Source organism: Affinibrenneria salicis, from assembly GCF_008710095.1.
In genome coordinates this window covers 107,888-133,439 of record NZ_VYKJ01000005.1, presented here as the reverse complement: position 1 = coordinate 133,439, position 25,552 = coordinate 107,888, and the positions used below count along the sequence as shown (strand labels likewise).

The window sequence follows — 25,552 nt, the reverse complement described above, 5'->3', positions numbered from 1 at the left end:
AACCAGCGGCGGAGTATACCATGCGGCGGGCATGAGCGATATAAACCTTACGCCTGACGATAGAGGCCGTTCGTATCAATATAATGCAGAACGGCCGGCGGAAGTAAGTCATTGACCGCATCATGGCGATGGCGACGCTGGCGGATCTCGGTGGCGGAGATGGCCAGCAGCGGCGTATCGGCGAGATAAATCAGTCCGTGCGGTTGCTGATGCAGCGCCAGAGGCGCCTGCGCCCGGTGGCGCGCCAGCCACTGCCGCAGTTCGGGCGTGGACAGCGTGTCGCTATAGCCGGGCCGCGCGCAGACCAGCAGATGGCAGACGCCCAGCAGATCCTGCCAGCGGTGCCACAGATGCAGCGTCTGCAGAGAATCCTGGCCGATGATAAACGCCAGCGGCGCCCGCGCGCCGCGTTCGCGCCGCAGGCCTTCCAGCGTATCGATGGTGTAAGACGGGGTGGCGCGTTGTAGCTCGCGATCGTCAACGTCGAACAGCGGGTTGTCGGCGACCGCCAGTTCGGCCATGGCCTTGCGCTGTGCAGCGCTGGCTTCGGGCTGCGGCCGGTGGGGCGGGACATTGTTGGGCAGCAGAGTGATCCGGGTTAGCCCCACCTGCCGGGCCAGCGCGCCGACCGGGCGCAGATGGCCGTAATGGATCGGGTCGAAGGTGCCGCCGAAGAACGCGGCCAACGGCGTATTTTTCGGATTATTCCGCATCTGACAGGCTCGCCGGCAAGGTTTTTCCGCACAGGAGCATCGACAGCGTTTCCAGCTCCGGCCAGACGTCCTGGTCATAATTCTGCTTTAACGCGATCTCCACCCGGGTCAATAGCGCAACCGCTTGCCGGATCTGCTGTCCCGACAGGCGCTGCAGCGCCTGTGTCAGCAACGGGCGGCGATTCTGCCATACCTTGTGCTGGTCGAACAGGGCGCGCAGCGGCGTCTGCGCCATCTGCCGCTGCAGGGTCAATAGCAGCATCAGTTCACGCTGCAGCGTGCGCAGCAGGATCACCGGCTCGCTTTCTTCCTGGCGTAGCTGCTGCAGGATGTGCCAGGCCCGTTTGCTTTTGCCGGCCATCAGCGCATCCAGCCAGTGGAACGGCGTGAAGTGAGCGGCGTCGCTGACCGCCTGCTCCACGCGCGGCAGCGTCAGTTTACCGTCGGGGTAGAGCAGGGCCAGACGCTGCAGCGCCTGACTCAGGGCCAGCAGGTTGCCCTCGTAGCAGTAGCAGATAAGCTGATTCGCCGGCTCATCCAGCGCCAGATTCATCGCTTTGGCGCGCTGCAGCACCCAGCGCGGCAGTTGCGCCTGCTCCGGCGTCAGACAACTCACGTAAACCCCGTTCTTCGACAGCGCGCGGAACCAGGCGCTGTTTTCCTGCGCTTTGGTCAGCCGGTTGCCGCGCAGCAGCAGCAGAATATCGGGATGCAGCAACCCGGCCAGTTTACCGAGGCCGTCGGCGATGGCCGCGTTCAGACCGTTTTCCGGCAGCGTCAGCTGCAGGCTCTGCCGCTGGGAAAACAGACTGAGCGCCTGACACAGGCTAAAGATGGCCTGCCAGTCGGTATGTTGATCAAGGGTGAAGGCGAAGTGTTCGGTAAAGCCCTGCTGACGCGCGGCCTGACGAATATGATCGAGACTTTCCTGGATTAACAGCGGTTCATTGCCGCACACCAGATAACAGGCGCGCAGCCCATCATTGAGCTGCGCGACCAGTTGTTCAGGGTAAAGACGCGTCATGAACCGGCGGCGGGCGTCGGCGCCTGAACGGCTTCCGCCCGTTGCTGACGGTTTTTGACTTCTTCGCTGGCGTTGATGGTAAGCAGTTTCCGCACCAGCTGCTGGGCGGCCTGCTCGCGCATCTCCTGACGAATAATGTCCTGTTCGGCATCTTTAGCCAACGCGGTCAGCGGGTTATCGAAGAAGGTGCGGAATACGCTGACGCTGAGCGGGTAGATATCTTTACCCGGCAGCAGCACCTGCGCGTTCACTTTGAGCACCATCTGATATTCGGCCGTTTTGCCATCCTGGAACACCGACGCGGTGTCTTTTTTCTCCGAGGAGTCCAGGATGCGCAGCGACGGAATATCCTGACGCGTCGCGTCGCTAATCACGGTGACGTCGCTGTCGCGCAATTGCTTGCGGATGGCGCGCGCCAGCGGACCGTAAGGGTCGGTACTATCCAGCTGCAGCGTTTGCAGCTGCGTCGGCACCTGAGTCGTGCCGCGCAAATGAAAGCCGCAACCGGCGGTGACTAACACCGCCAGGCCCAGCAACAACGTCAGTATACGATGTCGCACAGTTCCTCCTTGCCTTAACCTACAACCAGGTTAAGCAGTTTGCCGGGGACAAAGATGGCTTTACGCACGGTGACTCCGTCCAGATATTTTGCCACCAGGGGTTCCTGAGCCGCCCGCTCGCGCACCTGCGCTTCGCTGGCGTCCGCGGCAACGGTGATTCTGCCTCGCACTTTGCCGTTAACCTGGATAACAACCAGTTTCGAATCTTCCACCATTGCGCTTTCATCCGCAACCGGCCACGGCGCGGTATCGATATCGCCGTGGCCCTGCAGCGCCTGCCACAGGACAAAGCAGACGTGCGGAGTAAACGGATACAGCATGCGCACCACCGCCAGCAGAGCTTCCTGCAGCAGGGCGCGATCCTGTTGGCTGCCCTGCGGCGCGCGACCCAGCTTGTTCATCAGTTCCATAATCGCCGCAATCGCGGTGTTAAAGGTCTGACGGCGGCCGATATCATCGGTCACTTTGGCGATCGTTTTGTGCAGATCGCGACGCAGCGCTTTCTGATCGTCGTTCAGCGCGGCGACGTCCAGCGGCTGGGCGGCGCCTTTTTCGCTATGATCGTACACCAGTTTCCATACGCGTTTCAGGAAGCGGTTGGCGCCTTCCACGCCGGATTCCTGCCATTCGAGCGTCATTTCTGCCGGCGCGGCGAACATCATAAACAGGCGCACGGTATCCGCGCCGTATTTTTCCACCATGACTTGCGGGTCGATGCCGTTATTCTTGGACTTGGACATCTTGCTCATGCCCGCGTATACCACCTCGCGCCCGGCATTGTCGGTCGCTTTAACGATGCGGCCTTTATCGTCGCGCTCCACGTTGACATCGACCGGCGAAACCCAGATGCGTTCGCCGTTGTCGCCGAGGTAGTAGAACGCATCGGCCAGCACCATGCCCTGACACAGCAGCCGTTTGGCCGGTTCGTCGGAATTCACCAGGCCGGCGTCGCGCAGCAGTTTGTGGAAGAAGCGGAAGTACATCAGATGCATGATGGCGTGTTCGATACCGCCCACGTACTGATCGACCGGCAGCCAGTAGTTTGCCGCGGCGGGATCCAGCATACCCTGATCGTACTGCGGGCAGGTGTAGCGCGCATAGTACCAGGATGACTCCATAAAGGTATCGAAGGTATCCGTCTCGCGCAGCGCCGGTTTGCCGTTTACGCTGGTTTTCGCCCATTGCGGATCGGCTTTAATCGGGCTGGTGATGCCGTCCATCACCACGTCTTCCGGCAGTATGACCGGCAGTTGATCGACCGGCGTCGGCATTACCGTGCCGTCTTCCAGCGTGACCATCGGGATCGGCGCGCCCCAGTAGCGCTGGCGCGATACGCCCCAGTCGCGCAAACGGTAGTTGACCTTGCGTTCGCCCACGCCTTTGGCGACCAGTTTGTCGGCGATGGCGTTGAAGGCGGCGTCGAAATCCAGACCGTCGAACTCGCCGGAATTAAACAGCCGGCCTTTTTCGGTCATCGCCTGGGCGGACAGATCCGGTTTGTTGCCGTCGCCGTCCAGAATTACCGCTTTGATCGACAGACCGTATTTGGTGGCGAACTCCCAGTCGCGCTGGTCGTGCCCCGGAACCGCCATCACGGCGCCGGTGCCGTAATCCATCAGTACGAAGTTGGCCGCCCAGACCGGCACTTTCTCTCCGGTCAGCGGGTGGATGGCGTACACGCCGGTCGCCATGCCTTTCTTCTCCATCGTCGCCATTTCGGCTTCGGCCACTTTGGTGTTGCGGCATTCTTCGATGAAGTCGGCCAGCGCCGGATTGCCGGCGGACGCCTGCAGCGCCAGCGGGTGCGCGGCGGCGATGGCGACGTAAGTCACGCCCATAAAGGTGTCCGGGCGGGTGGTATAGACGGTCAGTTTGTCCTGGCTGTCCGCGATATCAAAGGTGATGTCCACCCCTTCGGAGCGGCCAATCCAGTTGCGCTGCATGATCTTGACCTGTTCCGGCCAGCTTTCCAGCGTATCCAGATCGTTCAGCAGTTGATCGGCATAGTCGGTGATCTTGATGAACCACTGCGGGATCTCTTTGCGCTCGACTTTGGTGTCGCAGCGCCAGCAGCAGCCGTCAATGACCTGTTCGTTGGCCAGCACCGTCTGGTCGTTCGGACACCAGTTCACCGCGGAGGTTTTTTTGTATACCAGACCTTTTTCATACAGTTTGGTGAAGAACCACTGTTCCCAGCGGTAATAGTCCGGTTTACAGGTGGTGACTTCGCGATCCCAGTCATAGCCGAAGCCCAGCAGGCGCAGCTGGTTTTTCATATAGTCGATATTGGAATAGGTCCACGGCGCCGGCGCGGTGTTGTTTTTTACCGCCGCGCCTTCGGCCGGCAGGCCAAACGCATCCCAGCCGATAGGCTGCAGTACGTTTTTGCCCAGCATGCGCTGATAGCGCGAGATCACATCGCCAATGGTGTAGTTGCGCACGTGTCCCATGTGCAGACGGCCGGAAGGATAAGGCAACATGGAAAGGCAGTAATACTTTTCCTTGCTGGGATCTTCGGTCACTTTGAAAGTTTGTTGTTCCTGCCAGTGAAGCTGGACGTGGTTTTCGATCTCTTCCGGGCGGTATTGCTCTTGCATGGCGGCCAGTAGTCCTATAGTAAAGAATAGCTACGCCAGTAGCGTGTTCTGATTCATAACAAAAGATCCGCATAGCATAGCTGATAAGCGGCGAAGGCAACAACACCCTGAACCGGACTGAGGCAGATTTCTCTCTCTCTCTCGCGACAAATGGCTGCAATATTGCGCAGATATCAGCGTCGGCAGCGGCGGAAGGCGCGATCCAGGCTAAAATAACAGCGTTAGGGCAGTATCGGGCGAGGTAAACGTATCCGGGCTTGGGGACTGAGCCTGACAACAAAGGAGTCGGTATATGAATAAGGTAACCCGCCATTATCGTGAGTTAATGCCTTCATTAACCGCCCGGTTAAAGGATGGCGAACGTGATTTAGAGCGCCTGATCGAGAGCGCGCGGCAGGCTCTGTTGCGCGACGGCGAGCTGGCGCAGAGCGAAGTGGAGCAGGTGCTGCAGGCGGTGCGGCGCGATCTGGAAGAGTTTGCGCGTAGCTACGGCGAAAGCCGGCGCGAGGACGAGTTCAGCGATAGCGTGTTTATGCGGGTTATCAGGGAGAGCCTGTGGCAGGAACTGGCCGATATCACCGATAAAACCCAACTGGAGTGGCGGGAAATCTTTAAGGACGTTACGCACCACGGCGTCTATCACAGCGGTGAGGTGGTGGGGCTGGGTAATCTGGTCTGCGAACAGTGCCACCATCGCATGGCGTTTTATACGCCGGAGGTGCTGCCTTTGTGCCCCAAATGCGCGCACGATCAGTTTCATCGCCAGCCGTTTCAGCCCTGAGCCGGGCCGCTGCGGCGCACGGGTAAAACGCGGGCGCCCGTCCGGGCACCCTGGTGAGTTTAATGCAGGATTTTGGCGAGAAAATCTTTGGCGCGATCGGACTGAGGGTTGTTGAAGAAATCCTCTTTGCGCGTGTCTTCGATGATTTTCCCTTCGTCCATGAAAATAACCCGGTGCGCCACCTTACGGGCGAAGCCCATTTCGTGGGTGACCACCATCATGGTCATGCCTTCCTGAGCCAGTTCGACCATGACGTCCAGTACTTCGTTGATCATCTCCGGGTCGAGCGCGGAAGTCGGCTCATCGAACAGCATCGCGATCGGATCCATGCACAGCGCGCGCGCGATGGCGACGCGCTGCTGCTGGCCGCCGGACAGCTGGCCCGGATATTTGTTGGCGTGCGCCGACAGGCCGACGCGATCCAGCAGCTTCAGCGCTTTCTGGCGCGAAGGTTCACGCTCGCGCTTTAAAACTTTAATCTGCGCCAGCGTCAGGTTATCGAGAATCGACAGGTGCGGAAACAGTTCGAAGTGCTGGAACACCATGCCCACTTTAGAGCGCAACTGGGCCAGATTGGTCCGTTTGTCGTTGACCGTGATGCCGCTGACTTCGATCTGGCCCTGCTGAATGGGTTCCAGGCCGTTAACGGTTTTGATCAATGTCGATTTACCGGAGCCGGAGGGCCCGCACACCACTACCACTTCGCCTTTTTTTACTTCCGTGGAGCAGTCGGTCAGAACCTGAAAGTGACCATACCATTTAGAAACATTTTTCAGGAAAATCATCAAACCGTCCTTTTTTTCAGATAGCTGACCAGCATTGACGCGGCAATGCTGAAAATAAAGTAAATGAAGCCGGCAAACAGGATCATTTCCACCTGGGTTCCGTCTCGTTCACCAATGGTTGACGCCGTACGGAAGAAATCGGCAAGGCTGAGCACATAAACCAGCGAGGTGTCCTGAAACAGGACGATCCCCTGGGTCAGCAGCAGCGGCACCATGGCGCGGAACGCCTGCGGCAAAATAACCAACTGCATCGATTGCCAGTGCGTCATACCCAGCGCCAGCGCGGCCGCTGATTGCCCTCTGGCCACGCTCAGGATCCCGGCGCGAATGATCTCGGAATAATAAGCCGCTTCAAACAGAGAGAAGGCTACCATAGCCGATATCAGGCGAATATCTGTTTTCGGCGAAATGCCCAGTACATTTTGCAGTACGCCGGGCACCACCAGGTAAAACCACAGTAACACCATCACCAGCGGCACGGAACGGAACAGGTTAACGTACAGTTTGGCGAACCAACTGATGGGTTTAATCGGCGACAGGCGCATAACCGCCAGGATCGTTCCCCAGATAATGCCGAAGATGACGGCGGTCACAGTGATTTCCAGCGTGATCCACATCCCCTGCAGCAGGTACGGTAAGCTTGGCCCGATGGAGCTCCAGTCAAATTCGTACATTATTTACTCCCCATACTGCCAGGTAAACGTATTTTCTTTTCAACGAGTTGCATTAAAAACATAATCAAGGCGTTGATGGCGATGTAGGCCAGCGTAATGGCGGTAAATGTTTCATAGGCGTGGGCGGAATAGTCGAGCAGCTTGTTGGCCTGCGCAGCCATGTCCACCAGACCGATCGTTGAGGCGATAGCGGAGTTTTTTACCAGATTCAGCATTTCCGAGGTTAACGGCGGCACCACCACCCGGTAGGCATTGGGCAGCAGCACGTAGCGATATGTTTGCGGCAAGGTCAGACCCATCGCCAGCCCGGCGGCTTTTTGTCCGCGCGGCAGCGACTGGATCCCGGCGCGCACCTGCTCGCAGACGCGCGCGGCGGTAAACAGCCCCAGGCAGACCATCGAGGAGACGAAGAACTGAATATTGGGATCCAGCTCGGCCTTAAACCACATGCCGATGTTTTCAGGCAACAGTTCCGGCACCACCAGATACCAGGTAAAAAACTGCACGATTAACGGAACGTTGCGGAATAATTCGACGTAGCAGGTGCCTATGGCGGCGATAAAACGGTTCGGTACGGTACGCAGAATGCCGAGCAGCGAACCGAGAAAGAACGCGATGAGCCAGGCGCAAATCGACAGGGCGATGGTGACCTGAAAGCCAGACCACAGCCAGCCGAGATAGGTGGTATTTCCGAACGGGGCGTCCTGTAAAAAAATACCCCAGTTCCAGTCTATTGACATAACAAACTCCGTAAAAAAGGGTAGCCAGGCTACCCTGAAGATTGATGAGCGGCCCGTCGCGCCCGGGCGGGGAACGACCACCCTGCGCGTGTCTGTCCGGCCAGTAATCAACAATCAAGGGAGCAGCTACCTGGCTGCTCTTATTGTCATTGTTAGTTAGTCTAACGCTTTGTCATTCGGCGCCTTGAACAAGGCTTTCATTTCATCCGAAAGATCGAAGTTCAGGTTGAGGTTTCTCGGCGGAATAGGCTGTTTGAACCAGCGATCGAACCATTTTTCGGCTTCGCCGGAGGTTTGCACCTGGGCGATGGTGTCATCGATCAGCTTTTTAAACTGCGGATCCTCTTTTCTCAGCATACAGCCATAGGCTTCTTCAGATTGAGGCGTGCCGAGAATAGCCCACTGTCCGGCGTTCTTCGCCTTGGCGCGTTCGCCGGCCAGCAGCGCGTCATCCATCATAAAGGCCACGGCGCGACCGCTTTCCAGGGTGCGGAAGGAGTCGCCATGGTCTTTGGCGCTGATAATGCGCATTTTCAGCTGTTTCTCGTCGTTCAGCTTATTGAGCAGAATTTCTGAGGTGGTGCCGGAGGTTACCACTACGGTTTTGCCTGCCAGATCGGGGAAATCCTTAATGCCGGAATCTTTTTTCGTCATCAGACGAGTGCCGACGACGAAAATGGTATTGGAGAACGCGACCTGTTTCTGACGTTCGAGGTTGTTGGTGGTCGAACCGCATTCAAAATCGTAGGTGCCGTTTTGCAGCAGCGGAATACGGTTTTGCGCCGTAAGCGGCAGCAGCTTAACCTGCAGATTCGGCGCATCCACGGTTTTCTTAATCGCTTCGACAATCTGATTCGAATAGTCCTGCGAATAACCTACGACTTTCTGCTGGTTATCGTAATAAGAGAAAGGAACAGAGGATTCACGGTGGCCGACAACGATGACGCCGTTATCTTTAATCTTTTTCAACGTGCCAGTCAGTTCTTCCGCATGGGCCAGACTTCCTGCCGTGCCGAGCAGCAGCAGTGACAATGCCAGTTTGCGTATTTGCATGTTCTAACTCCTTTGCCGTAGTGATAGCGCTAAATGTGGTCGAAGCGTCTGGTTGATCCCAGCGGTAGCACCAGGAATGCACTGCTAAGCAGCGTATTCTGCACGCTTTATCCATAAAAATAGCTGATTGTAAACATTATGGGGCGAAAATGTTTCTCTTTTGAGTGTAACATCGCACCAGTAAAATGCGTAAAGACTCATTTGCACTTTATTGGTGCTTCATGTGCACTAATAAAGTGCTGCCGCTGCAGCGCCAGCCTGACAGAGTCACTTATCAGCTATCCGTATAGAGCTTTTAGCAAATAATGTGCCATAAGATATGATTACCGGATGCGCGGGCATCCGGTTTGGGAAGGTGGAAGAGCGTGGGAGAATGATTAGCGGCGCTGATGACGGCCGGCAATGAAGGCGGCGCAGATAAACAGCGCGCTGAGCAGCCACTGCGGCCATGAGCCCAGCCGGGCGTAGAGCGTCATCCCGGTGGCGGGGGTCACATTCGCTTCCAGCTCCTGACGGGTGAACTGCGGCAGGCTGGCGCTGATATTGCCCGCGCTGTCTATCACCGCGGTGACGCCGTTATTGGTGCCGCGCACCAGCGGCCGGCCAAGCTCCAGCGCCCGCATGCGCGCCATCTGGAAATGCTGCCACGGTCCGATGGAATGACCAAACCAGGCATCGTTCGATACAGTCAGCAGCACATCGGTATCCGGCCTGAAGTTGTCGCGCATCTGCCGGCCGAGAATGATTTCATAGCAAATCGCCGCGCTGAAGCGCAGCCCGCCGACGGTTAGCTGCGGCTGCCTGTAGGGACCGCGGCTGAATGACGACATTGGTAAATCGAACAGCGGCGCCAGCGGGCGCAACAGCGTTTCCAGCGGCACGAATTCGCCGAAGGGCACCAGATGGTGCTTGTTGTAGCGGGTGGCCGCCGGGTAGCGGTAAGGTTCGCCTTCGCCCAGCACAATAATGCTGTTGTAGTAGTCGAACGCGCTGCCGTTCCGTCTGACATCGACAATACCGGTCAGCAGGCTGCTGTGCCGCTGGCGCAGTTCGGCGTCCAGCTCGGCCAGCCAGCGTTGCTGGCGAGGCTCCGTATCCGGAATGGCCGATTCCGGCCAGATAATAACCGACGCCTTGCCCAGATAAGGCTGGCTGCTGTCGCGGTATATATTGAGCGTGTTCTGCAGCTCGTCGGGATCCCATTTCAGCGACTGCGGGATATTGCCCTGTACCAGAGCGATATCGACGCTGCGCGCAGGCTGGGGGGTCACCCACTGCAGCTGGCGCAGGGGCCAGGGAAGCAGCAGCAGCGCCAGCGCGACGCCGGCAGAGATAGCCTTGCGCCGGACGGCGGCATACACCAGCAGGCCGCTGACGGCCACCAGCAGAAACGTAATGCTGTCAACGCCCGCCAGCGGCGCCAGTCCTTTAAGCGGCCCGTCGATCTGGCTGTAGCCAAACTGCAGCCACGGAAAGCCGGTCAATACCCAGCCGCGCAGAAACTCCGTCAACTGCCACAGCGCCGGCGCGGCGATCGCCAGGCGCCACAGCGTGGTCCGCGGCCACAGTCGGTTCAGCAGGGCGGCAAACAGCAGCGGGAACAGGGCCAGCCACGCGGCGAGCAACACCACCAGCGCGATATTTATCGGGCCGGGCATGCCGCCAAACTGCGAGATGCTGACGTAGACCCAGTTAACGCCGCTGCCAAACAGGCCGAATCCCCATGCGAAGCCCAGCCATGCGGCCTGGCGGGTGGTGCGGTCGAGCGTTACCGCCAGCAGCCCCGCGAGGGAGAGCAGCGCGGCGGGCCAGATATCGAACGGAGAGAAAGCCAGCGTGCCGCAGGCACCGGACAAAAGCGCCAGCAGGGCGCGAACCTGCTGGCGTTGCAGTAAAGAGGCGACAGCCATGGGGAATTTATTCTTCCAGTTGTGGTTGGGGGGCGTCATCGGGAATACGCACATGAACCTGAATAATACGTCGGCTATCGGCCATCGCCACCTTAAACAGGTAACCTTCTATTTCAACCGTTTCTCCGCGGGCGGGAAGATGGCCGAAGGCCTGCATCACCAGCCCGCCGATCGTATCCACTTCATCATCGCTGAAGCGAGTGGAGAACGTCTCATTGAAGTCTTCAATCGGCGTCAGGGCGCGGATGGTGAACGTCTGGCGATTTAGCTGACGAATATCGCGATCTTCCTCGTCGTCATACTCATCTTCGATCTCGCCCACAATCAATTCGAGAATATCTTCGATGGTGACCAGACCGGATACGCCGCCGAATTCATCGATGACGATAGCCATGTGGTAACGCAGTGAGCGAAACTCATTCAGCATCCGGTCAACCCGTTTGCTTTCCGGCACCACCACGGCCGGGCGCAGCACCTTTTCCATACTGAACGGCTCGGATTCGCTGCGCATAAAGGGCAGCAAATCCTTGGCCATCAGAATGCCTTCGATATGGTCTTTGTCCTCGCTGATCACCGGAAAACGGGAATGGGCGGATTCAATAATGACATCCAGGCACTCTTCCAGCGTTTGATTGAGTTTCAGCGTGATCATCTGCGAGCGTGGGATCATGATGTCCCGCACGCGCTGATCGGCGATATCCATCACGCCTTCCAGCATGTCGCGCGTTTCCGGATCGATCAGATCGTTTTGCTCAGAATCACGGATCAGCGTCAGCAGATCGTTACGATCTTTGGGCTCACCGTGGAAAAGCTGATTAAGGATAAGAGAAAAGAACCCCTTCTTGGGACTGGGGCTGTCGCTGTTTTGAGAATGGTCGTCGCTCATGGCGTTTTAATTAATATCACTCATATTGATGAAATAAAGGCTAGCAGAATGATGGCGTTGGCCCCAGTCGCTAACGTCGTTGATTCACGTATCCCCGTCATCTTTCAAATCACGGGGCGCTGACATGTTGTGGATGCCTGCGCCCGGCGCGCCCGAAATCTATCGGTTCGTATCGTCTTTTTCTTCAATCCAGGGGTCGGGATAGCCCATAGCCTGCATAAATTCCGTTTCCAGCGCTTCCATTTCTTCGGCTTCGCTGTCTTCAATGTGATCATACCCTAGCAGATGCAGGCTGCCGTGAACAACCAGATGCGCCCAGTGCGCTTCCAGCGTTTTATCCTGTTCAACGGCTTCCTGCTCCACCACCTGACGGCAGATGACCAGATCGCCCAGCAGCGGCAACTCGATGCCCGGCGGAGCTTCGAACGGGAAAGACAGTACGTTGGTCGGCTTATCTTTGCCGCGCCAGGTCAGGTTTAGATCGTGGCTTTCCTCGATATCGACAATGCGCACCGTCACTTCGGCCTCCTGCTGAAAGCGCGGCAGCACCGCCTCCAGCCAGCGCTGAAAATCTTGTTCAGAGGGCAGCCCCTCCGCCCGCTGGCAGGCGATTTGTAAATCCAGAATAACCTGACTCATTTATGCTCCTGGCCGGAGGCAAGCAACGCGTCGCGTTTACGCTGTTCGGCCTGCTCATCTTTGCGTTTCTGCTCGGCGTTTTCCCACGCTTCATAGGCGTTGACGATGCGGGCCACTACCGGGTGACGCACCACGTCTTCACTGTGGAAAAAATTAAAACTGATTTCCTCCACATTCGCCAGTACTTCAATCGCATGACGCAGACCCGATTTCTGATTGCGCGGCAGGTCGATCTGAGTCACATCGCCGGTTACCACCGCTTTGGAGTTGAAACCGATACGCGTCAGGAACATCTTCATCTGTTCGATGGTGGTGTTCTGGCTCTCATCCAGAATGATAAAGGCATCGTTCAGCGTTCGGCCGCGCATGTAGGCCAGCGGCGCAACCTCGATCACATTGCGTTCAATCAGCTTTTCGACTTTTTCGAAACCCAGCATCTCAAACAGCGCGTCGTACAGCGGACGCAGGTAAGGATCGACCTTCTGGCTGAGATCGCCGGGCAGGAAGCCCAACTTTTCTCCGGCTTCCACAGCCGGACGGGTCAGCAGGATGCGGCGGATATCCTGACGCTCCAGCGCATCAACCGCCGCCGCAACGGCCAGATAAGTTTTACCTGTACCGGCCGGGCCGACGCCAAAGGTGATGTCGTGATCGAGAATATGGGCGATATACTGCGCCTGATTGGGCGTGCGCGGTTTAATTACGCCACGCTTGGTGCGGATGTTTACCGCTTTGCCGTATTCCGGCACGCTTTCGGCCGACTGTTCCAGCACGCGTTTTTCTTTGATCGCGAGGTGGATCATCTCCGGTTCAATATCCTTGCTGTGGCCGCGCACCGGCGCCGTTTCCACATACAGATGCAGCAGGATATCGGCGGCGGCTTCGATGTTCAGCGTTTTACCGACCAGGCTGAATTGATTGTCGCGCCGGTTAATTTCGATGCCTAAGCGGCGCTCCAGCTGTTTGATGTTGTCATCAAATGGGCCGCACAGGCTGAGTAAACGCTGGTTGTCCGCGGGTTCAAGGACGATCTCTTTGGTAGTTACGTTCAAATTATTCCTCTTTCGGGGGTTATACCCTTCATCTTGCCGGCTGACGGCGTGCCGGCCTGTTGGCTGGCTAAGCTAAGCGCTCGCAGCCTGAAATGCGCCGGGTATCTCTGGCAAAAAGAACAGAATACCTGAAGCCGGGCCTTTTCTGCGAGGCGTACGGCCCGCTGCAGCTACGGCGCCCGGGCGGGTCCGCCTGATGAATTATTTATCGCGAATGGCAAAAGGCGCAAGCCACAATGATCATATTGGGATACTGCTTCGCAAAAGCAATGCCCGGTCCGGCGTTTCCGCCCGTCGGGTGAACGCGGGCCCGAACCGGGCCCGGTGGGCGGAGGGGCTTATGGCTGGAAGATACCCACGCCGATCTCGTTTTCCTTGCGGGTGCGGGCAATCACGGCCTGCGGCGATTCGATAGTCCGCAGATCCATCTGATCTTCCGTCCGCACCACAATACCGCGCAGCGAGTTCGGATAGACGTCGACGATTTCCACATCGACGAATTTACCGATCATGTCCGGCGCACCTTCGAAGTTCACCACACGGTTGTTTTCGGTGCGGCCGGAAAGCTCCATCACGCTTTTACGCGAAGTGCCTTCGACCAGAATGCGCTGAACGGTTCCCTGCATACGGCGGCTGAACTGCATCGCTTGCTGACTGATCCGCTCCTGCAGAATATACAGACGCTGTTTCTTCTCTTCTTCCGTTACGTCGTCCACCATGTCGGCCGCCGGCGTGCCGGGGCGCGGTGAATAGATAAAGCTGAAGCTCATATCGAAATTGACGTCGGCGATCAGTTTCATCGTCTGTTCGAAATCGTCCTGCGTTTCGCCCGGGAAGCCGACGATAAAGTCGGAGCTAACCTGAATACCCGGCCGCGCTCTATGCAGCTTGCGGATAATCGACTTGTATTCCAGCGCGGTGTGGCGGCGCTTCATCATCGTCAGCACCCGGTCGGAGCCGCTTTGCACCGGTAAGTGCAGGAAGCTCACCAGCTCCGGCGTATCTTCATACACCGCGATGATGTCATCGGTAAACTCAATTGGGTGGCTGGTGGTAAAGCGAATGCGGTCAATGCCGTCAATGGCGGCCACCAGGCGCAGCAATTCGGCAAACGAGCAGATGCCGCCGTCGTAAGTTTCGCCGCGGTAGGCGTTAACGTTCTGCCCCAGCAGGTTGACTTCGCGCACGCCCTGTTCGGCCAGCAGGGCGATTTCAAACAGAATATCGTCGCAGGGGCGGCTGACTTCTTCTCCGCGCGTGTAGGGGACGACGCAGAAGGTACAGTATTTGTTGCAGCCTTCCATGATGGAGACGAACGCCGTCGGCCCTTCGGCGCGTGGTTCCGGCAGTCGGTCGAACTTTTCAATTTCCGGGAAACTGATATCGACCACCGGGCTGTGGCTTCCCTGCACGTGATTGATCATTTCTGGCAGACGATGCAGGGTTTGCGGCCCAAAGATGACGTCTACATAGTGGGCGCGTTCGCGGATGTGCGCACCTTCCTGCGACGCCACGCAGCCGCCGACGCCGATGATCAGTTCGGGGCGGGCGTCTTTCAACGCTTTCCAGCGGCCGAGCTGATGGAACACCTTTTCCTGGGCCTTTTCACGAATCGAACAGGTATTGAGCAAGAGGACGTCCGCCTCTTCCGCATTGTCGGTCAGCTCATAACCGTGTGTGCTTTCCAGTAAATCGGCCATCTTCGATGAATCGTATTCATTCATCTGACAGCCCCAGGTTTTAATATGCAGTTTTTTTGTCATCGACTTGCCATTACTCAGTGCAGGTAAAAAAAAGCGTTCCGCTTTCGCAGCGGCGCGTATTGTAATCCTTTGCTGCTGTTGTGACCAGTGTACGAAACCGCGGGCATTTGTGAAGATCTGCGGTGGAAATCCGGTAAACTGCAACGCAGGTTTTTTTGCCGGCAATAGATAACCGATAGCTTTCAGGCGGCGGGCGGCAGTGGACAACGCCGTACCTGCGGCCGGAGATATGCCGGGGTAGTATAGCCGGATATTCAGTGAGGCGATTATGGATTATGACGTAGCCGTCGTCGGCGGGGGCATGGTCGGTGCGGCCACTGCGCTTGGGCTGGCGCAGAAGGGGTTTAACGTGGCGCTGGTGGAGCATGAGGTCGCCGACGCTTTTGATGCCGGGCAGCCGCCCGATTTACGCATTTCCGCGCTGGGTTATGCCTCGGTAGAGCTGCTGAAGCGACTGGGGGTCTGGCCGCGGGTTGAGCACATGCGCAGCGCGCCTTACCGGCGGCTGGAAACCTGGGAATGGGAGACGGCGCGGGTGAGCTTTAGCGCAGCGGAGCTGGGGCTGCCGGAGTTGGGCCATATGGTGGAAAACCGGATACTGCAGCTGGCGTTATGGCAGTCGCTGAGCGAAGCGCCGACGGCGCGCTGTTTTTGTCCGGCGCGGCTGGCGGCGATGCGGCCGACGCGCCAGGGCTGGATGCTGACGCTGGATTCACAGCAGACCCTGCGCGCCCGGCTGCTGGTCGGCGCCGACGGTGCGCATTCGCAGGTGCGTCAGATGGCGGGGATCGGCGTCAACGGCTGGCAGTACCGCCAGTCCTGCATGCTGATTAGCATTGATACGGGCGGTGCGCAGCAGGATGTGACCTGGCAGCGGTTTACGCCTGAGGGGCCGCGCGCCTTCCTGCCGCTGTTCGATAGTTGGGCGTCGCTGGTGTGGTATGACAGCCCGGCGCGTATTCGCCAGCTGCAGGCGCTGCCGATGGCGCAGCTTGGGCCGGAGATTAGCCGCGCTTTCCCGGAGCGGCTCGGCGCGGTAACACCTGTCGCCGCCGGCTCTTTCCCGCTGGTGCGGCGTCATGCGCAGAGCTATGCGCGCCCCGGGCTGGTGTTGCTGGGCGATGCCGCGCACACCATCAATCCGCTGGCCGGGCAGGGAGTCAACCTGGGCTACCGCGACGTTGACGCCCTGCTGGGGGTAGTGATCCGCGCGCGCGAGGCGGGCGAGGACTGGTCGTGCGCCGCGGTGCTGAGCCGTTATCAACAGCGGCGCAAAGCGGACAATCTGCTGATGCAAAGCGGCATGGATCTGTTTTACGCCGCGTTCAGCAACCGGCTGCCGCCGCTGAGTCTGGCGCGCAATCTGGCGCTGATGGCCGCGCAGCGCGCCGGGAAAATAAAGCGGCAGGCGCTGAAATACGCGCTGGGGCTATAGCTTCGGGCTGGCGCAAAATCGGAAAAAATAACATTGATTATCACCCGGTTATGCGTAAGTATGCCGGGCGCCGCACTCGCAGCCTGACGATCGGTCGGCGCGGCGTCGGCACAGGATGGCGTGGTCAGGCGAATTTCGCGGCGTGGCCGACGGCCCGTCGTTTTCGCCCGCGCAGGGAATGTCTGCGCCTATTTCCATCCGAATACCCCAGGGAAATAACCAGAATGGAGGGTTAATATTGTGAATATCACTGCTTCAGTGGGATTCAGGGGCAGGAATAGTTACAGCGATGTCGTCACTATTCAGAATTTACTCAAAAAACAAGGGTTCTCTTCGTTAGCCGTCGATGGCCGATGCGGTCCGATGACGGTCAGTGCAATCAGGCGCTACCAGGCAACGTTTATGCGCAACCCGGATGGTTTAGTGGATGTGCGCGGCAAAACCTGGCTGCAGCTCAATCAGAATTCTTCCGCCGCTCCCGTCAGTCCCGCTGCTTCCGTCAGCTATAACCATCCGACATCCGGCCCGCTTATCGTCCGCATGGGGCAGGTGACGTTTAATGCCGAGGGCAACGATATTCCCGGCAACCGTAATTTCAGCCGTTGGATCCACTGGCCCGGCAACGCCGAGTCGGGGGTGACGCTCGGTCGTGGCTACGATCTGGGCAATCGTTCCGCCGATCGGGTCTATCACGATCTGACGCGCGCCGGCGTGCCTGACGATCAGGCCGTCATGATCGCTCAGGGCGCCGGTTTGAAAGGCGAGGGCGCCCGTCAGTTTGTGCAACAGAACCGGGATACGATCGGCATTATCAGCCATGAACAGCAGATTCGGCTGTTTGAATGGATTTATCCGGACTATGTTCAGCGGGCGATGAGCAATTATGACCAATGGACCGCTTCCTATGCCGATCGCACTAAGTGGCAGGATTTGAAGCCGGTGATTAAAGATATTCTGGTGGATTTTGTCTACCAGGGTTTTACCCGCGGCGAGGCGCCGATGAAAGCGGGTATGCATAATGATGTGGACGCGCTGATTTATTACATAGAACACAGCGCGACGATGCAACGATATGAGGCCGGCCGCCAGCGCGCGCGCTACCTGAAAAATCATCGATAACGGGATGTCGACATGAAAAAACGGCTGTTACTGGCATTAACCCTTACCGCCCTGCAGATGAGTTCCCACGCGGGTGCGGCGGCTAACTGCTCGCTGGCGACCTCGGATAACGAAATGTCGGCCTGCGCCACCGGCAACAAAAACCAGGCGGAACAGGCGCTGAACAAGGAATATGCGGCGGCTAAACAGCGCATCGGGCAGGCTTACCGCAACGATCAGGCGTTGGGCAAACAGTATCTGGATACGTTGTTGAATGCGCAGCGCGGCTGGCTGAAGTACCGTGACGGGCAGTGCGAGCTGGAGGCGTTTCTGGCCGAGGAGGGAAGTTCCGCCAATCGGGCGTTGATTAATGATTGCGTGGCGCGGCTTGATAATGATCGCATCAGCCAGCTGAAAGGTATGCCTTATCAGTAAATATTAACGCGGCGGCCGTCGGATGCCGGCTGTTTAAGCCTGATAGCCGGGGATAGGGGGAAACCGCTTCCTCGTCCCGGTTAACCGGCGCCGCCGTTTTTTCGCTGCTGACCGTGGTTTTCATCTGGCTGTCATCCGTTGGTAAGCCGGGAACGGCGATAATATCGGGCGTGTGATGCTGCCGGCCGGGGAGCGCCGTACATTGACAGATGGCCGGCCGCGGGTGAGAGAGACGGCGGCGGAATGAAAAAACGGGGCGACGTCTTGCGACTGTCGCCCCGGAACGAGCTGCGTTAACAGCTTTGTTTGGCTGGGGTACGAGGATTCGAACCTCGGAATGCCGGAATCAGAATCCGGTGCCTTACCGCTTGGCGATACCCCAAAAGGTGGTGGCTACGACGGGAATCGAACCTGTGACCCCAGCATTATGAGTGCTGTGCTCTAACCAGCTGAGCTACGTAGCCAAATTGTACTGCTTTTACATTTTAAATGTCTGGCTGGGGTACGAGGATTCGAACCTCGGAATGCCGGAATCAGAATCCGGTGCCTTACCGCTTGGCGATACCCCAATAAATCGGTTTATCTGCAACTAAAAACTGGCTGGGGTACCAGGATTCGAACCTGGGAATGCTGGGATCAAAACCCAGTGCCTTACCGCTTGGCGATACCCCAAAACTTCTTTAACCGATGCTGGTATGGTGCGGGAGGCGAGACTTGAACTCGCACACCTTGCGGCGCCAGAACCTAAATCTGGTGCGTCTACCAATTTCGCCACTCCCGCAAAAAAGATGGTGGCTACGACGGGAATCGAACCTGTGACCCCAGCATTATGAGTGCTGTGCTCTAACCAGCTGAGCTACGTAGCCATCTTTTCCGCGTCACCTTCATCGGCGTTGCGGGGCGCATTATGCGGAGTTGACCTTGTTGCGTCAACATATTTTTTGCCGAAACCGGCCTGCGCGATGCCGTTTGTCTGGCTTATGAACAGTCTGGCGAGAAAATCGGCAAAAACCGGTAAAAATGCACATCTTTAATAACAAAAACGGGCCGTTAAGGCCCGTTGACGGTGATGCGATCTGGCGTTTATTTATAGGCATCCTGATGGACACCGACCGCGCGGCCTGAAGGATCGTCCATCTTTTTAAACGATTCGTCCCACTCGATCGCTTTTGCCGAGGAGCAGGCCACGGACGGACCGCCAGGCACGCATTCGGCCGCGCTCGGCACCGGAAACAGCTCTTCGAAAATTTCGCGGTACAGGTAGCCTTCTTTGGAGGTCGGCGTGTTGTACGGGAAACGGAAGTGCGCGGTTTCCATCTGCTGATCGCTGATCTGCTGCGCGGCGACCTCTTTCAGCGAGTCAATCCAGCTGTAGCCCACGCCGTCGGAGAACTGCTCTTTCTGGCGCCATGCGACGCTGGCCGGCAGGTAGGATTCAAAACATTCGCGCAGAATGTGTTTTTCCATCTTGCCGTTGCCGCACATCTTGTCTTTCGGGTTGATGCGCATCGCCACATCGAGGAATTTTTTATCCAGGAACGGTACGCGCGCTTCCACGCCCCAGGCGGACATCGCTTTGTTGGCGCGCGCGCAATCATACTGATGCAGGGCCAGCAGCTTACGCACGGTTTCTTCATGGAACTCTTTGGCGTTCGGCGCTTTGTGGAAATAGAGATAGCCGCCGAATACTTCATCGGCGCCTTCGCCGGAAAGCACCATTTTAATACCCATCGCTTTGATTTTACGCGACATCAGGTACATCGGAGTAGAGGCGCGAATGGTGGTCACGTCATAGGTTTCAATGTGATAAATCACATCGCGAATCGCATCCAGACCTTCCTGCACGGTAAAGTTGATTTCGTGATGGACGGTGCCCAGATGGTTAGCCACTTCCTGCGCGGCTTTCAGATCCGGCGCGCCTTTCAGGCCGACGGCGAAAGAGTGCAGTTGCGGCCACCAGGCTTCGCTGCGTTCTTCGTCTTCCACGCGGCGGGCGGCATATTTTTTGGTGACGGCGGAGATGATCGAGGAATCCAGACCGCCGGACAGCAGCACGCCATAGGGCACGTCGGACATCAGATGGCTTTTCACCGACTCTTCCAGCGCTTCGCGCAGGGCGTTGGCATCGGTCTCGTTGTCTTTGACGCTGTCGTAATCAAACCAGTCGCGCTGATAGTATTCGCGTACTTCTCCGTCCTGGCTCCACAGATAGCTGCCGGCCGGGAATTCTTTGATGGTGCGGCAAACCGGCACCAGCGCTTTCATCTCGGAAGCGACATAGAAGTTGCCGTGTTCGTCATAGCCCATATACAGCGGGATGATGCCCAGATGGTCGCGGCCGATCAGGTACGCATCTTTTTCGGTATCGTACAGGATGAAGGCGAACATACCGCGCAGATCGTCAAGAAACGCCGGGCCTTTTTCCTGATACAGCGCCAGGATGACTTCACAGTCGGAACCGGTCTGGAACTGGTAGCGATCGCTCAGTTCCTGGCGCAGCGCCTGGTGGTTGTAGATTTCGCCGTTAACCGCCAGGACATGGGTGCGCGCTTCGTTGTAAAGCGGCTGCGCGCCGGTGTTCACGTCAACAATGGATAAACGTTCATGCGCCAGAATGGATTTATCGCAGGCGAATACCCCGGACCAGTCCGGACCGCGGTGGCGCATCAGGCGCGACAGTTCCAGCGCCTTTTTACGTAATTCGCTCGGATCGGTTTTGATATCGAGCACACCGAAAATAGAACACATATAAACTCCCTTGACTTGTTAACCTTGCTATTGCGTCGTTGACAATGATTTAGCACCAAACTGGCTATGTAATTCAATATTGTTCAATACAAAAAGCGGTGTCGATGTGAAATCGATAATTTTTGTGCGTTTTAAATGATGATAATTCAATACAGGCATGAATGATGGCCGCATATTTAACGATCTCATAATAGCCTTCCGGCGGCGATTTGCACCTGATGGCGTCACGATGCACAAAAATGAGGCGATGGCTGCCTCAGATCAGAACAGGTTGATTTCCGCCACCGAGGGAAAGACCCATGTCGGGCGGAAGGGCTGAGCATCGACGTCCTGCAGCGTCGAAACGCCCGACAGCACCAGAACCGTATCCAGACCGGCCTGAAAACCGGCCAAAATGTCGGTGCGCAGATTGTCGCCGACAATCACGGTTTCTTCCGAATGCGCCTGCATTTTGTTCAGCGCGGCGCGGATAATCCAGGGGCTGGGCTTGCCGACATAAAACGGCCGCCGGCCGGAGATTTTCTCGATACCGGCGCACAGCGCGCCGCAGGCCGGGGTATAGCCGCGTCCGTGCGTGTCGGGGTTGGTCGCGATAAAGCGCGCGCCGTTGGTAATGAACCAGGCGGCTTTATGCATCATATCCCAGTTATAGGAGCGGGTTTCTCCGACGATGACGAAATCGGGGTTGATATCGGTAATGGTGAAGCCGGCCTTGTAGAGTTCGTGGATCAGGGCGCCTTCGCCAATCACGTAGGCTTTTTTACCCTCCTGACGGCGCAGAAAGTCCGCCGTGGCCATCGCGGAAGTATAAAATGCGGATTCCGGCACGCTGAGGCCGGCGGCGGAAAAGCGATTTTGCAGATCCTGCGCGGTCTGGGACGGATAGTTGGTCAGGATGACCAGCGGCAGCTCTTTTTCCATAATGCCGGTCAGAAAAACGTCCGCTCCGGGAACGGCGCTGTTGTCGTGCATTAACACGCCGTCGATATCACAGATAATGTTGTTAATTGCCATTATTTCTTTCGTCGTTGCCTGTAATCGAAAATGGGATGATGGACTGCCGGCGTGCAGCGGCGCCGGTCTGGCGCGGGCTAATCTTCCAGCAACTGCTGCAGCAGTACGCCGTTGAGCATGGCGCGCTTCACCAGCGCAAAGGCGCCGATCGCCGAGAGATGATTCAGGCCGGAGACCACGATCGGCAGGTTTTCCCTGAATTCTTTCAGCACCTGCCGGTTAATACAGCGTTGAATCGCCGGCAGCAACAGCCTTTCCGCCTCGGCGATTTCACCGGATACCACCACTTTCTGTGGATTAAACAAATTAATGGCGATGGCCAGCGCCTTGCCGAGATGGTGCCCGGCCTGGGTAATGACTTCGCTCGCCAGCTCGTCGCCGCGGTTCGCCGCCTTGCAGACCGTGCTGATTCGCACGCCGTCAGGCTTGATCTTGCTGGGATATCCCTGCAGCAGCAGGTGACTCACCCTTTGTTCCAGCGCCGCATTTGAAACGACGGTTTCCAGGCAGCCGAAATTACCGCAGTGGCAGCGTTCGCCCAAAGGATCGATCTGAATGTGGCCAATCTCGCCCACGTTGCCGTTGCCGCCGAGAAATATCTGGCCGTTGACCATAATACCGGCGCCGACGCCGCGGTGGACGCGGACCAGGATCGAGTCCTGACAGTCGTGCGTGGCGCCGAAATAGTGTTCGGCCAGCGCCAGGCTGCGAATGTCATGCCCAACAAAGCTGGGCAGACTGAAATGGCGCCGCAGGGCGTCGACCAGCGGCCAGTCGTCCACGCTGATGTGCGGCATATAGCGTACCACGCCGGTCAGCGGATCGACCAGACCCGGCACCACGACGGAAATAGCGATGACTTCGCGCAGCCGCTGACGCTGATGGCGCATAAAGCGGCTGATCAAATTGAACAGCGCCGCCTCCAGCGCCTGGCGGGTCTTTTCGACCAGTTCGGTATGCTCTTCGACCAGCGATTCGCCCTGCAGATTATACAGCGCAATAGTGGCGTCATCGCGCCCCAAACGTACGGCGACGGTGTGAAACGGGTGGGATTCGGTGACGATGGAGATGGCGCGCCGGCCGCCGGTTGAGGCTTGCTGATCGACTTCTTTGATCAGCCCGCGTTCCAGCAGCTGGCGCGTAATTTTGGTGACGCTGGCGGGCGCCAGCTGGCTCTGTTCGGCAATTTGAATGCGGGAGATCGGGCCGTGCTGATCGATAAGCCGATAGACGGCGGCGCTGTTCAGTTGTTTTACCAGATCAACGTTGCCTATCTGCGCCTGCCCGCCTGTCGCCATTGAGCCTACTCACTTAGTAAATGCTTCGCTGCCGTTAACGAAGGTACGGAGAACCTGATAATCGCGATCGAAGACCGCCAGGTTCGCCACTTTGCCGGTTTCGATGCTGCCCAGCTGTTTATCCACGCCGATGGCCTGAGCCGGGTACAGCGTCGCCATACGCAGCGCTTCATCCAGCGCAATGCCGGCAAACTCCACGCTGTTGCGGATGGCTTCCATCATGGTGATGGAGGAGCCGCTCAGGGTACCGTGCTCGTCGACGCACTTGCCGTTGCGATAGTATATGGTTTTGCCGGCAAAAATGAATCGATCAATATTGGCGCCTGCGGGCGCGGTCGCGTCGGTCACCAACACCAGCTTATCGCCCTTGATGCGTTTGGCGTTGCGGATATTGGCCCAGCTGACGTGCATCCCGTCGGCGATGATGCCGCAATACACTTCCGGCGCGTCAAAAATAGCGCCGACCAGCCCGGGTTCCCGGCCGGCGATATACGGCATGGCGTTAAACAGGTGCGTCGCCAGACGGATCCCCGCCGCGAAACCGGCTTTTGCTTCTTCCCAACTGGCGGCCGAGTGACCGGCGGACACCACGATGCCGGCCGCGACGAGCCGACGGATCACGGCCGCCTCCACCTTCTCCGGCGCCAGCGTGATTTGGCTGATGACGTCGGCGTTCTGGCATAGAAAATCGACCATTTCCGGCGAGGGGCTACGGATAAAGGCCGGATTGTGGGTGCCTTTTTTCATCTCGTTCAGCCAGGGGCCTTCCAGATGCAGGCCGAGCGCCTGATGCTGGTGCTGATCCAGCCAGGCGCGCATCACCGCCACGCCCTGCTTGAGCAGTTCGTCGCCGCAGGTGATCAGCGTCGGCAGGAAACTGGTGCAGCCCGACTGGAGATTCGCGCGCTGCATAGTGTCCAGCGTCTGCAGCGAAACCGCGTCGGGCGTGTCGTTGAACTGTACGCCGCCGCAACCGTTCAGTTGCAGATCGATAAATCCGGGGGCAAGAAGCGCGTTGTTCAGCGATCGATGTTCAATGTCCGCCGGCACGCTGGCGAGCGGGCAGATCGCGTCAATCAGACCATTGGCAATGATAACGGCATGGTTGTCCAGAATCTGATGGCCGGTATAGATCCGGCACTGAGTGAGTGCATACATCGTTAGCTCCAGGACTTACAGGTTAAAGGTTTTTCATATTTTCCGCTTCCAGTTCGCGGAAGTATTTCACGGTTTTGACTTTCAGCTCCATGGTCGAAGGCTCGTCGCACACCATGATGGCTTTGGCGTGCAGCTGCAGACAACTGATGGTCCACATATGGTTTACGTTGCCTTCCACCGCGGCCTGCAGCGCCAGCGCTTTATTGCGGCCGGAAACCAGAATCATCACTTCTTCCGCATCCAGCAGCGTGCCCACGCCGACGGTCAGGGCGTATTTCGGCACCAGGCTCACGTCGCCGTCAAAAAAACGCGAGTTAGCCACGCGGGTCTCTTCCGTCAGGGTTTTGATCCGGGTGCGCGAGGCGAGCGAGGAGGCCGGCTCATTGAAGGCGATATGGCCGTCGTTGCCGACGCCGCCCATAAAAAGATGGATCTTGCCGTACGACGCGATCTTATTTTCGTAGCGTCGGCACTCCGCGTCGATATCGGCCGCGTTGCCGTCCAGCAGGTTAATATTTTCGCGCGGAATATCGATATGGTCGAAGAAATTACGGTGCATAAAGGTGTGATAACTTTCGGGATGATCGACCGGCAGGCCGACGTATTCATCCATATTGAAGGTGATCACGTGCCGAAAGCTTATGTTGCCCGCGCGGTGCTGTTCAATCAGGCATTTATAGGCTTCCAGCGGCGAGCTGCCGGTCGGCAGCCCTAAAATGAAAGGTCGGCCGGCGTCCGGGCAAAAGTCCTTTATTTTCTGCACGATGTAACGCGCAGCCCATTTGCCGACTTCCTGAGGCGTGGTTAACGGTATCAGTCTCATGGCAGATCTCCGGGCCGAAAATGATGAAGTGGTGAAATTAGTATGCTGCTGACCGGCGGATTTTTCTCCGGTTCGTTCCCGCGAATTCAAGCGGCAGACGCGCGAATCGCCGTTGCGTGTCATCGGCTCTGGGTCCGCCGCGCTCACGACGCGTTTCCTGACGCTGGTTGAATAACGGGTGCGGCACACAGTGTGCCCTATTTTTTTTCAAAATAAAATAAGTTGCGTTTTCAAGCGAGGTATAAGTAACGAATATGCCTTTTAGTGGTGACTTTAGTCACAAAAAATCGTAGCTTAATTTGCGTTGAAAAATATTTTATTGTATTCCTGACGGCGCATCAATCCCGGTTAACGAGGGCGTGGCTT

At 57.6% G+C, this 25,552-nt stretch carries 22 protein-coding genes and 6 tRNA genes; 4 read left to right on the top strand and 24 right to left on the bottom strand.

The genetic code is table 11. From position 1 onward, the window contains the following. Positions 1-47 precede the first annotated feature (47 nt). Genes nadD through leuS form a run of 4 tightly spaced genes read right to left on the bottom strand, consistent with a single transcriptional unit; the run spans position 48 to position 4,894 of the window. Complete coding sequence (gene nadD / locus FJU30_RS11720; RefSeq protein WP_150435150.1) at positions 48-713, bottom strand: nicotinate-nucleotide adenylyltransferase; 666 nt, start codon at positions 711-713, stop codon at positions 48-50. After that, positions 703-1,737: a DNA polymerase III subunit delta gene (gene holA, locus FJU30_RS11715; protein WP_150435149.1), complete on the bottom strand. Its 1,035-nt coding sequence runs from the start codon at positions 1,735-1,737 to the stop codon at positions 703-705. The genes nadD and holA overlap by 11 nt, the downstream gene beginning before the upstream one ends. Further along, complete coding sequence (lptE, locus tag FJU30_RS11710; protein WP_150435148.1) at positions 1,734-2,297, bottom strand: LPS assembly lipoprotein LptE; 564 nt, start codon at positions 2,295-2,297, stop codon at positions 1,734-1,736. Before lptE ends, holA begins: the two co-directional genes overlap by 4 nt. 14 nt (positions 2,298-2,311) lie before the next feature. Then, complete coding sequence (gene leuS, locus FJU30_RS11705; protein ID WP_150435147.1) at positions 2,312-4,894, bottom strand: leucine--tRNA ligase; 2,583 nt, start codon at positions 4,892-4,894, stop codon at positions 2,312-2,314. Positions 4,895-5,186: 292 nt separating this feature from the next. Between leuS and FJU30_RS11700 the strand changes: the two genes are divergently transcribed. Beyond that, positions 5,187-5,675, top strand: a complete 489-nt coding sequence (locus FJU30_RS11700; protein ID WP_150435146.1) for a zinc ribbon-containing protein — start codon at positions 5,187-5,189, stop codon at positions 5,673-5,675. Between the two features lie 59 nt (positions 5,676-5,734). On the opposite strand, the gene FJU30_RS11695 is transcribed toward FJU30_RS11700, so the two are convergent. The 9 genes from FJU30_RS11695 to miaB form a co-directional block, all read right to left on the bottom strand. Further along, entirely contained in the window at positions 5,735-6,460 is a 726-nt protein-coding gene (locus FJU30_RS11695; protein ID WP_150435145.1) for an amino acid ABC transporter ATP-binding protein, read from the bottom strand. Next, the gene (gltK, locus tag FJU30_RS11690; protein WP_150435144.1) at positions 6,460-7,134 is read right to left on the bottom strand and encodes a glutamate/aspartate ABC transporter permease GltK; all 675 of its coding nucleotides are present in this window, start codon (positions 7,132-7,134) and stop codon (positions 6,460-6,462) included. The genes FJU30_RS11695 and gltK overlap by 1 nt, the downstream gene beginning before the upstream one ends. Then, complete coding sequence (locus FJU30_RS11685; protein WP_150435143.1) at positions 7,134-7,874, bottom strand: amino acid ABC transporter permease; 741 nt, start codon at positions 7,872-7,874, stop codon at positions 7,134-7,136. Before FJU30_RS11685 ends, gltK begins: the two co-directional genes overlap by 1 nt. A gap of 156 nt (positions 7,875-8,030) precedes the next feature. Continuing rightward, complete coding sequence (locus FJU30_RS11680; RefSeq protein WP_150435142.1) at positions 8,031-8,927, bottom strand: amino acid ABC transporter substrate-binding protein; 897 nt, start codon at positions 8,925-8,927, stop codon at positions 8,031-8,033. 377 nt (positions 8,928-9,304) lie between these two features. Beyond that, positions 9,305-10,837 (bottom strand): apolipoprotein N-acyltransferase, encoded by a 1,533-nt coding sequence (gene lnt / locus FJU30_RS11675; protein ID WP_150435141.1) that lies wholly within the window; start codon positions 10,835-10,837, stop codon positions 9,305-9,307. 7 nt (positions 10,838-10,844) lie between these two features. After that, positions 10,845-11,723: a CNNM family magnesium/cobalt transport protein CorC gene (gene corC, locus FJU30_RS11670; protein ID WP_150435140.1), complete on the bottom strand. Its 879-nt coding sequence runs from the start codon at positions 11,721-11,723 to the stop codon at positions 10,845-10,847. Positions 11,724-11,882: 159 nt separating this feature from the next. Next, a complete protein-coding gene (ybeY, locus tag FJU30_RS11665) occupies positions 11,883-12,362 on the bottom strand; it encodes an rRNA maturation RNase YbeY (protein WP_150435139.1) in 480 nt (159 codons plus the stop codon). Then, positions 12,359-13,414: a PhoH family protein gene (locus FJU30_RS11660; protein WP_150435138.1), complete on the bottom strand. Its 1,056-nt coding sequence runs from the start codon at positions 13,412-13,414 to the stop codon at positions 12,359-12,361. Before FJU30_RS11660 ends, ybeY begins: the two co-directional genes overlap by 4 nt. 338 nt (positions 13,415-13,752) lie before the next feature. Beyond that, positions 13,753-15,177: a tRNA (N6-isopentenyl adenosine(37)-C2)-methylthiotransferase MiaB gene (gene miaB / locus FJU30_RS11655; RefSeq protein WP_150435137.1), complete on the bottom strand. Its 1,425-nt coding sequence runs from the start codon at positions 15,175-15,177 to the stop codon at positions 13,753-13,755. Positions 15,178-15,445: 268 nt separating this feature from the next. Here miaB and ubiF point away from each other — a divergent pair, with 268 nt between their 5' ends. The 3 genes from ubiF to FJU30_RS11640 all read left to right on the top strand — a co-directional run bounded on the left by ubiF (position 15,446) and on the right by FJU30_RS11640 (position 18,145). Next, a complete protein-coding gene (gene ubiF, locus FJU30_RS11650; protein WP_150435136.1) occupies positions 15,446-16,612 on the top strand; it encodes a 3-demethoxyubiquinol 3-hydroxylase in 1,167 nt (388 codons plus the stop codon). A gap of 240 nt (positions 16,613-16,852) precedes the next feature. After that, positions 16,853-17,731 carry a peptidoglycan-binding protein gene (locus FJU30_RS11645; RefSeq protein WP_150435135.1) on the top strand — a complete coding sequence of 293 codons (879 nt, stop codon included), beginning with the start codon at positions 16,853-16,855 and terminating at the stop codon, positions 17,729-17,731. Between the two features lie 12 nt (positions 17,732-17,743). After that, complete coding sequence (locus FJU30_RS11640) at positions 17,744-18,145, top strand: lysozyme inhibitor LprI family protein (RefSeq protein ID WP_150435134.1); 402 nt, start codon at positions 17,744-17,746, stop codon at positions 18,143-18,145. Between the two features lie 307 nt (positions 18,146-18,452). Here the strand turns inward: FJU30_RS11640 and FJU30_RS11635 are convergent. The 11 genes from FJU30_RS11635 to nagB all read right to left on the bottom strand — a co-directional run bounded on the left by FJU30_RS11635 (position 18,453) and on the right by nagB (position 25,186). Then, positions 18,453-18,527, bottom strand: a tRNA-Gln gene (locus FJU30_RS11635). A gap of 5 nt (positions 18,528-18,532) precedes the next feature. Then, positions 18,533-18,609: transfer RNA gene (locus tag FJU30_RS11630), tRNA-Met, on the bottom strand. Positions 18,610-18,639: 30 nt separating this feature from the next. Beyond that, positions 18,640-18,714 (bottom strand) — tRNA-Gln (locus FJU30_RS11625). 28 nt (positions 18,715-18,742) lie between these two features. Continuing rightward, positions 18,743-18,817, bottom strand: a tRNA-Gln gene (locus FJU30_RS11620). A gap of 24 nt (positions 18,818-18,841) precedes the next feature. Further along, a tRNA-Leu gene (locus FJU30_RS11615) sits at positions 18,842-18,926 on the bottom strand. 8 nt (positions 18,927-18,934) lie between these two features. Further along, positions 18,935-19,011: transfer RNA gene (locus FJU30_RS11610), tRNA-Met, on the bottom strand. Between the two features lie 217 nt (positions 19,012-19,228). After that, a complete protein-coding gene (gene asnB / locus FJU30_RS11605) occupies positions 19,229-20,893 on the bottom strand; it encodes an asparagine synthase B (RefSeq protein ID WP_150435133.1) in 1,665 nt (554 codons plus the stop codon). Positions 20,894-21,154: 261 nt separating this feature from the next. After that, positions 21,155-21,907, bottom strand: coding sequence for an HAD-IIA family hydrolase (locus FJU30_RS11600; protein WP_150435132.1), 753 nt, complete (start codon positions 21,905-21,907; stop codon positions 21,155-21,157). A 77-nt stretch (positions 21,908-21,984) separates the two neighbouring features. Further along, positions 21,985-23,205, bottom strand: coding sequence for a DNA-binding transcriptional regulator NagC (nagC, locus tag FJU30_RS11595; RefSeq protein WP_150435131.1), 1,221 nt, complete (start codon positions 23,203-23,205; stop codon positions 21,985-21,987). Between the two features lie 9 nt (positions 23,206-23,214). After that, positions 23,215-24,363: an N-acetylglucosamine-6-phosphate deacetylase gene (gene nagA, locus FJU30_RS11590; RefSeq protein ID WP_150435130.1), complete on the bottom strand. Its 1,149-nt coding sequence runs from the start codon at positions 24,361-24,363 to the stop codon at positions 23,215-23,217. Between the two features lie 22 nt (positions 24,364-24,385). Beyond that, positions 24,386-25,186, bottom strand: coding sequence for a glucosamine-6-phosphate deaminase (nagB, locus tag FJU30_RS11585; RefSeq protein ID WP_150435129.1), 801 nt, complete (start codon positions 25,184-25,186; stop codon positions 24,386-24,388). Positions 25,187-25,552 lie beyond the last annotated feature (366 nt).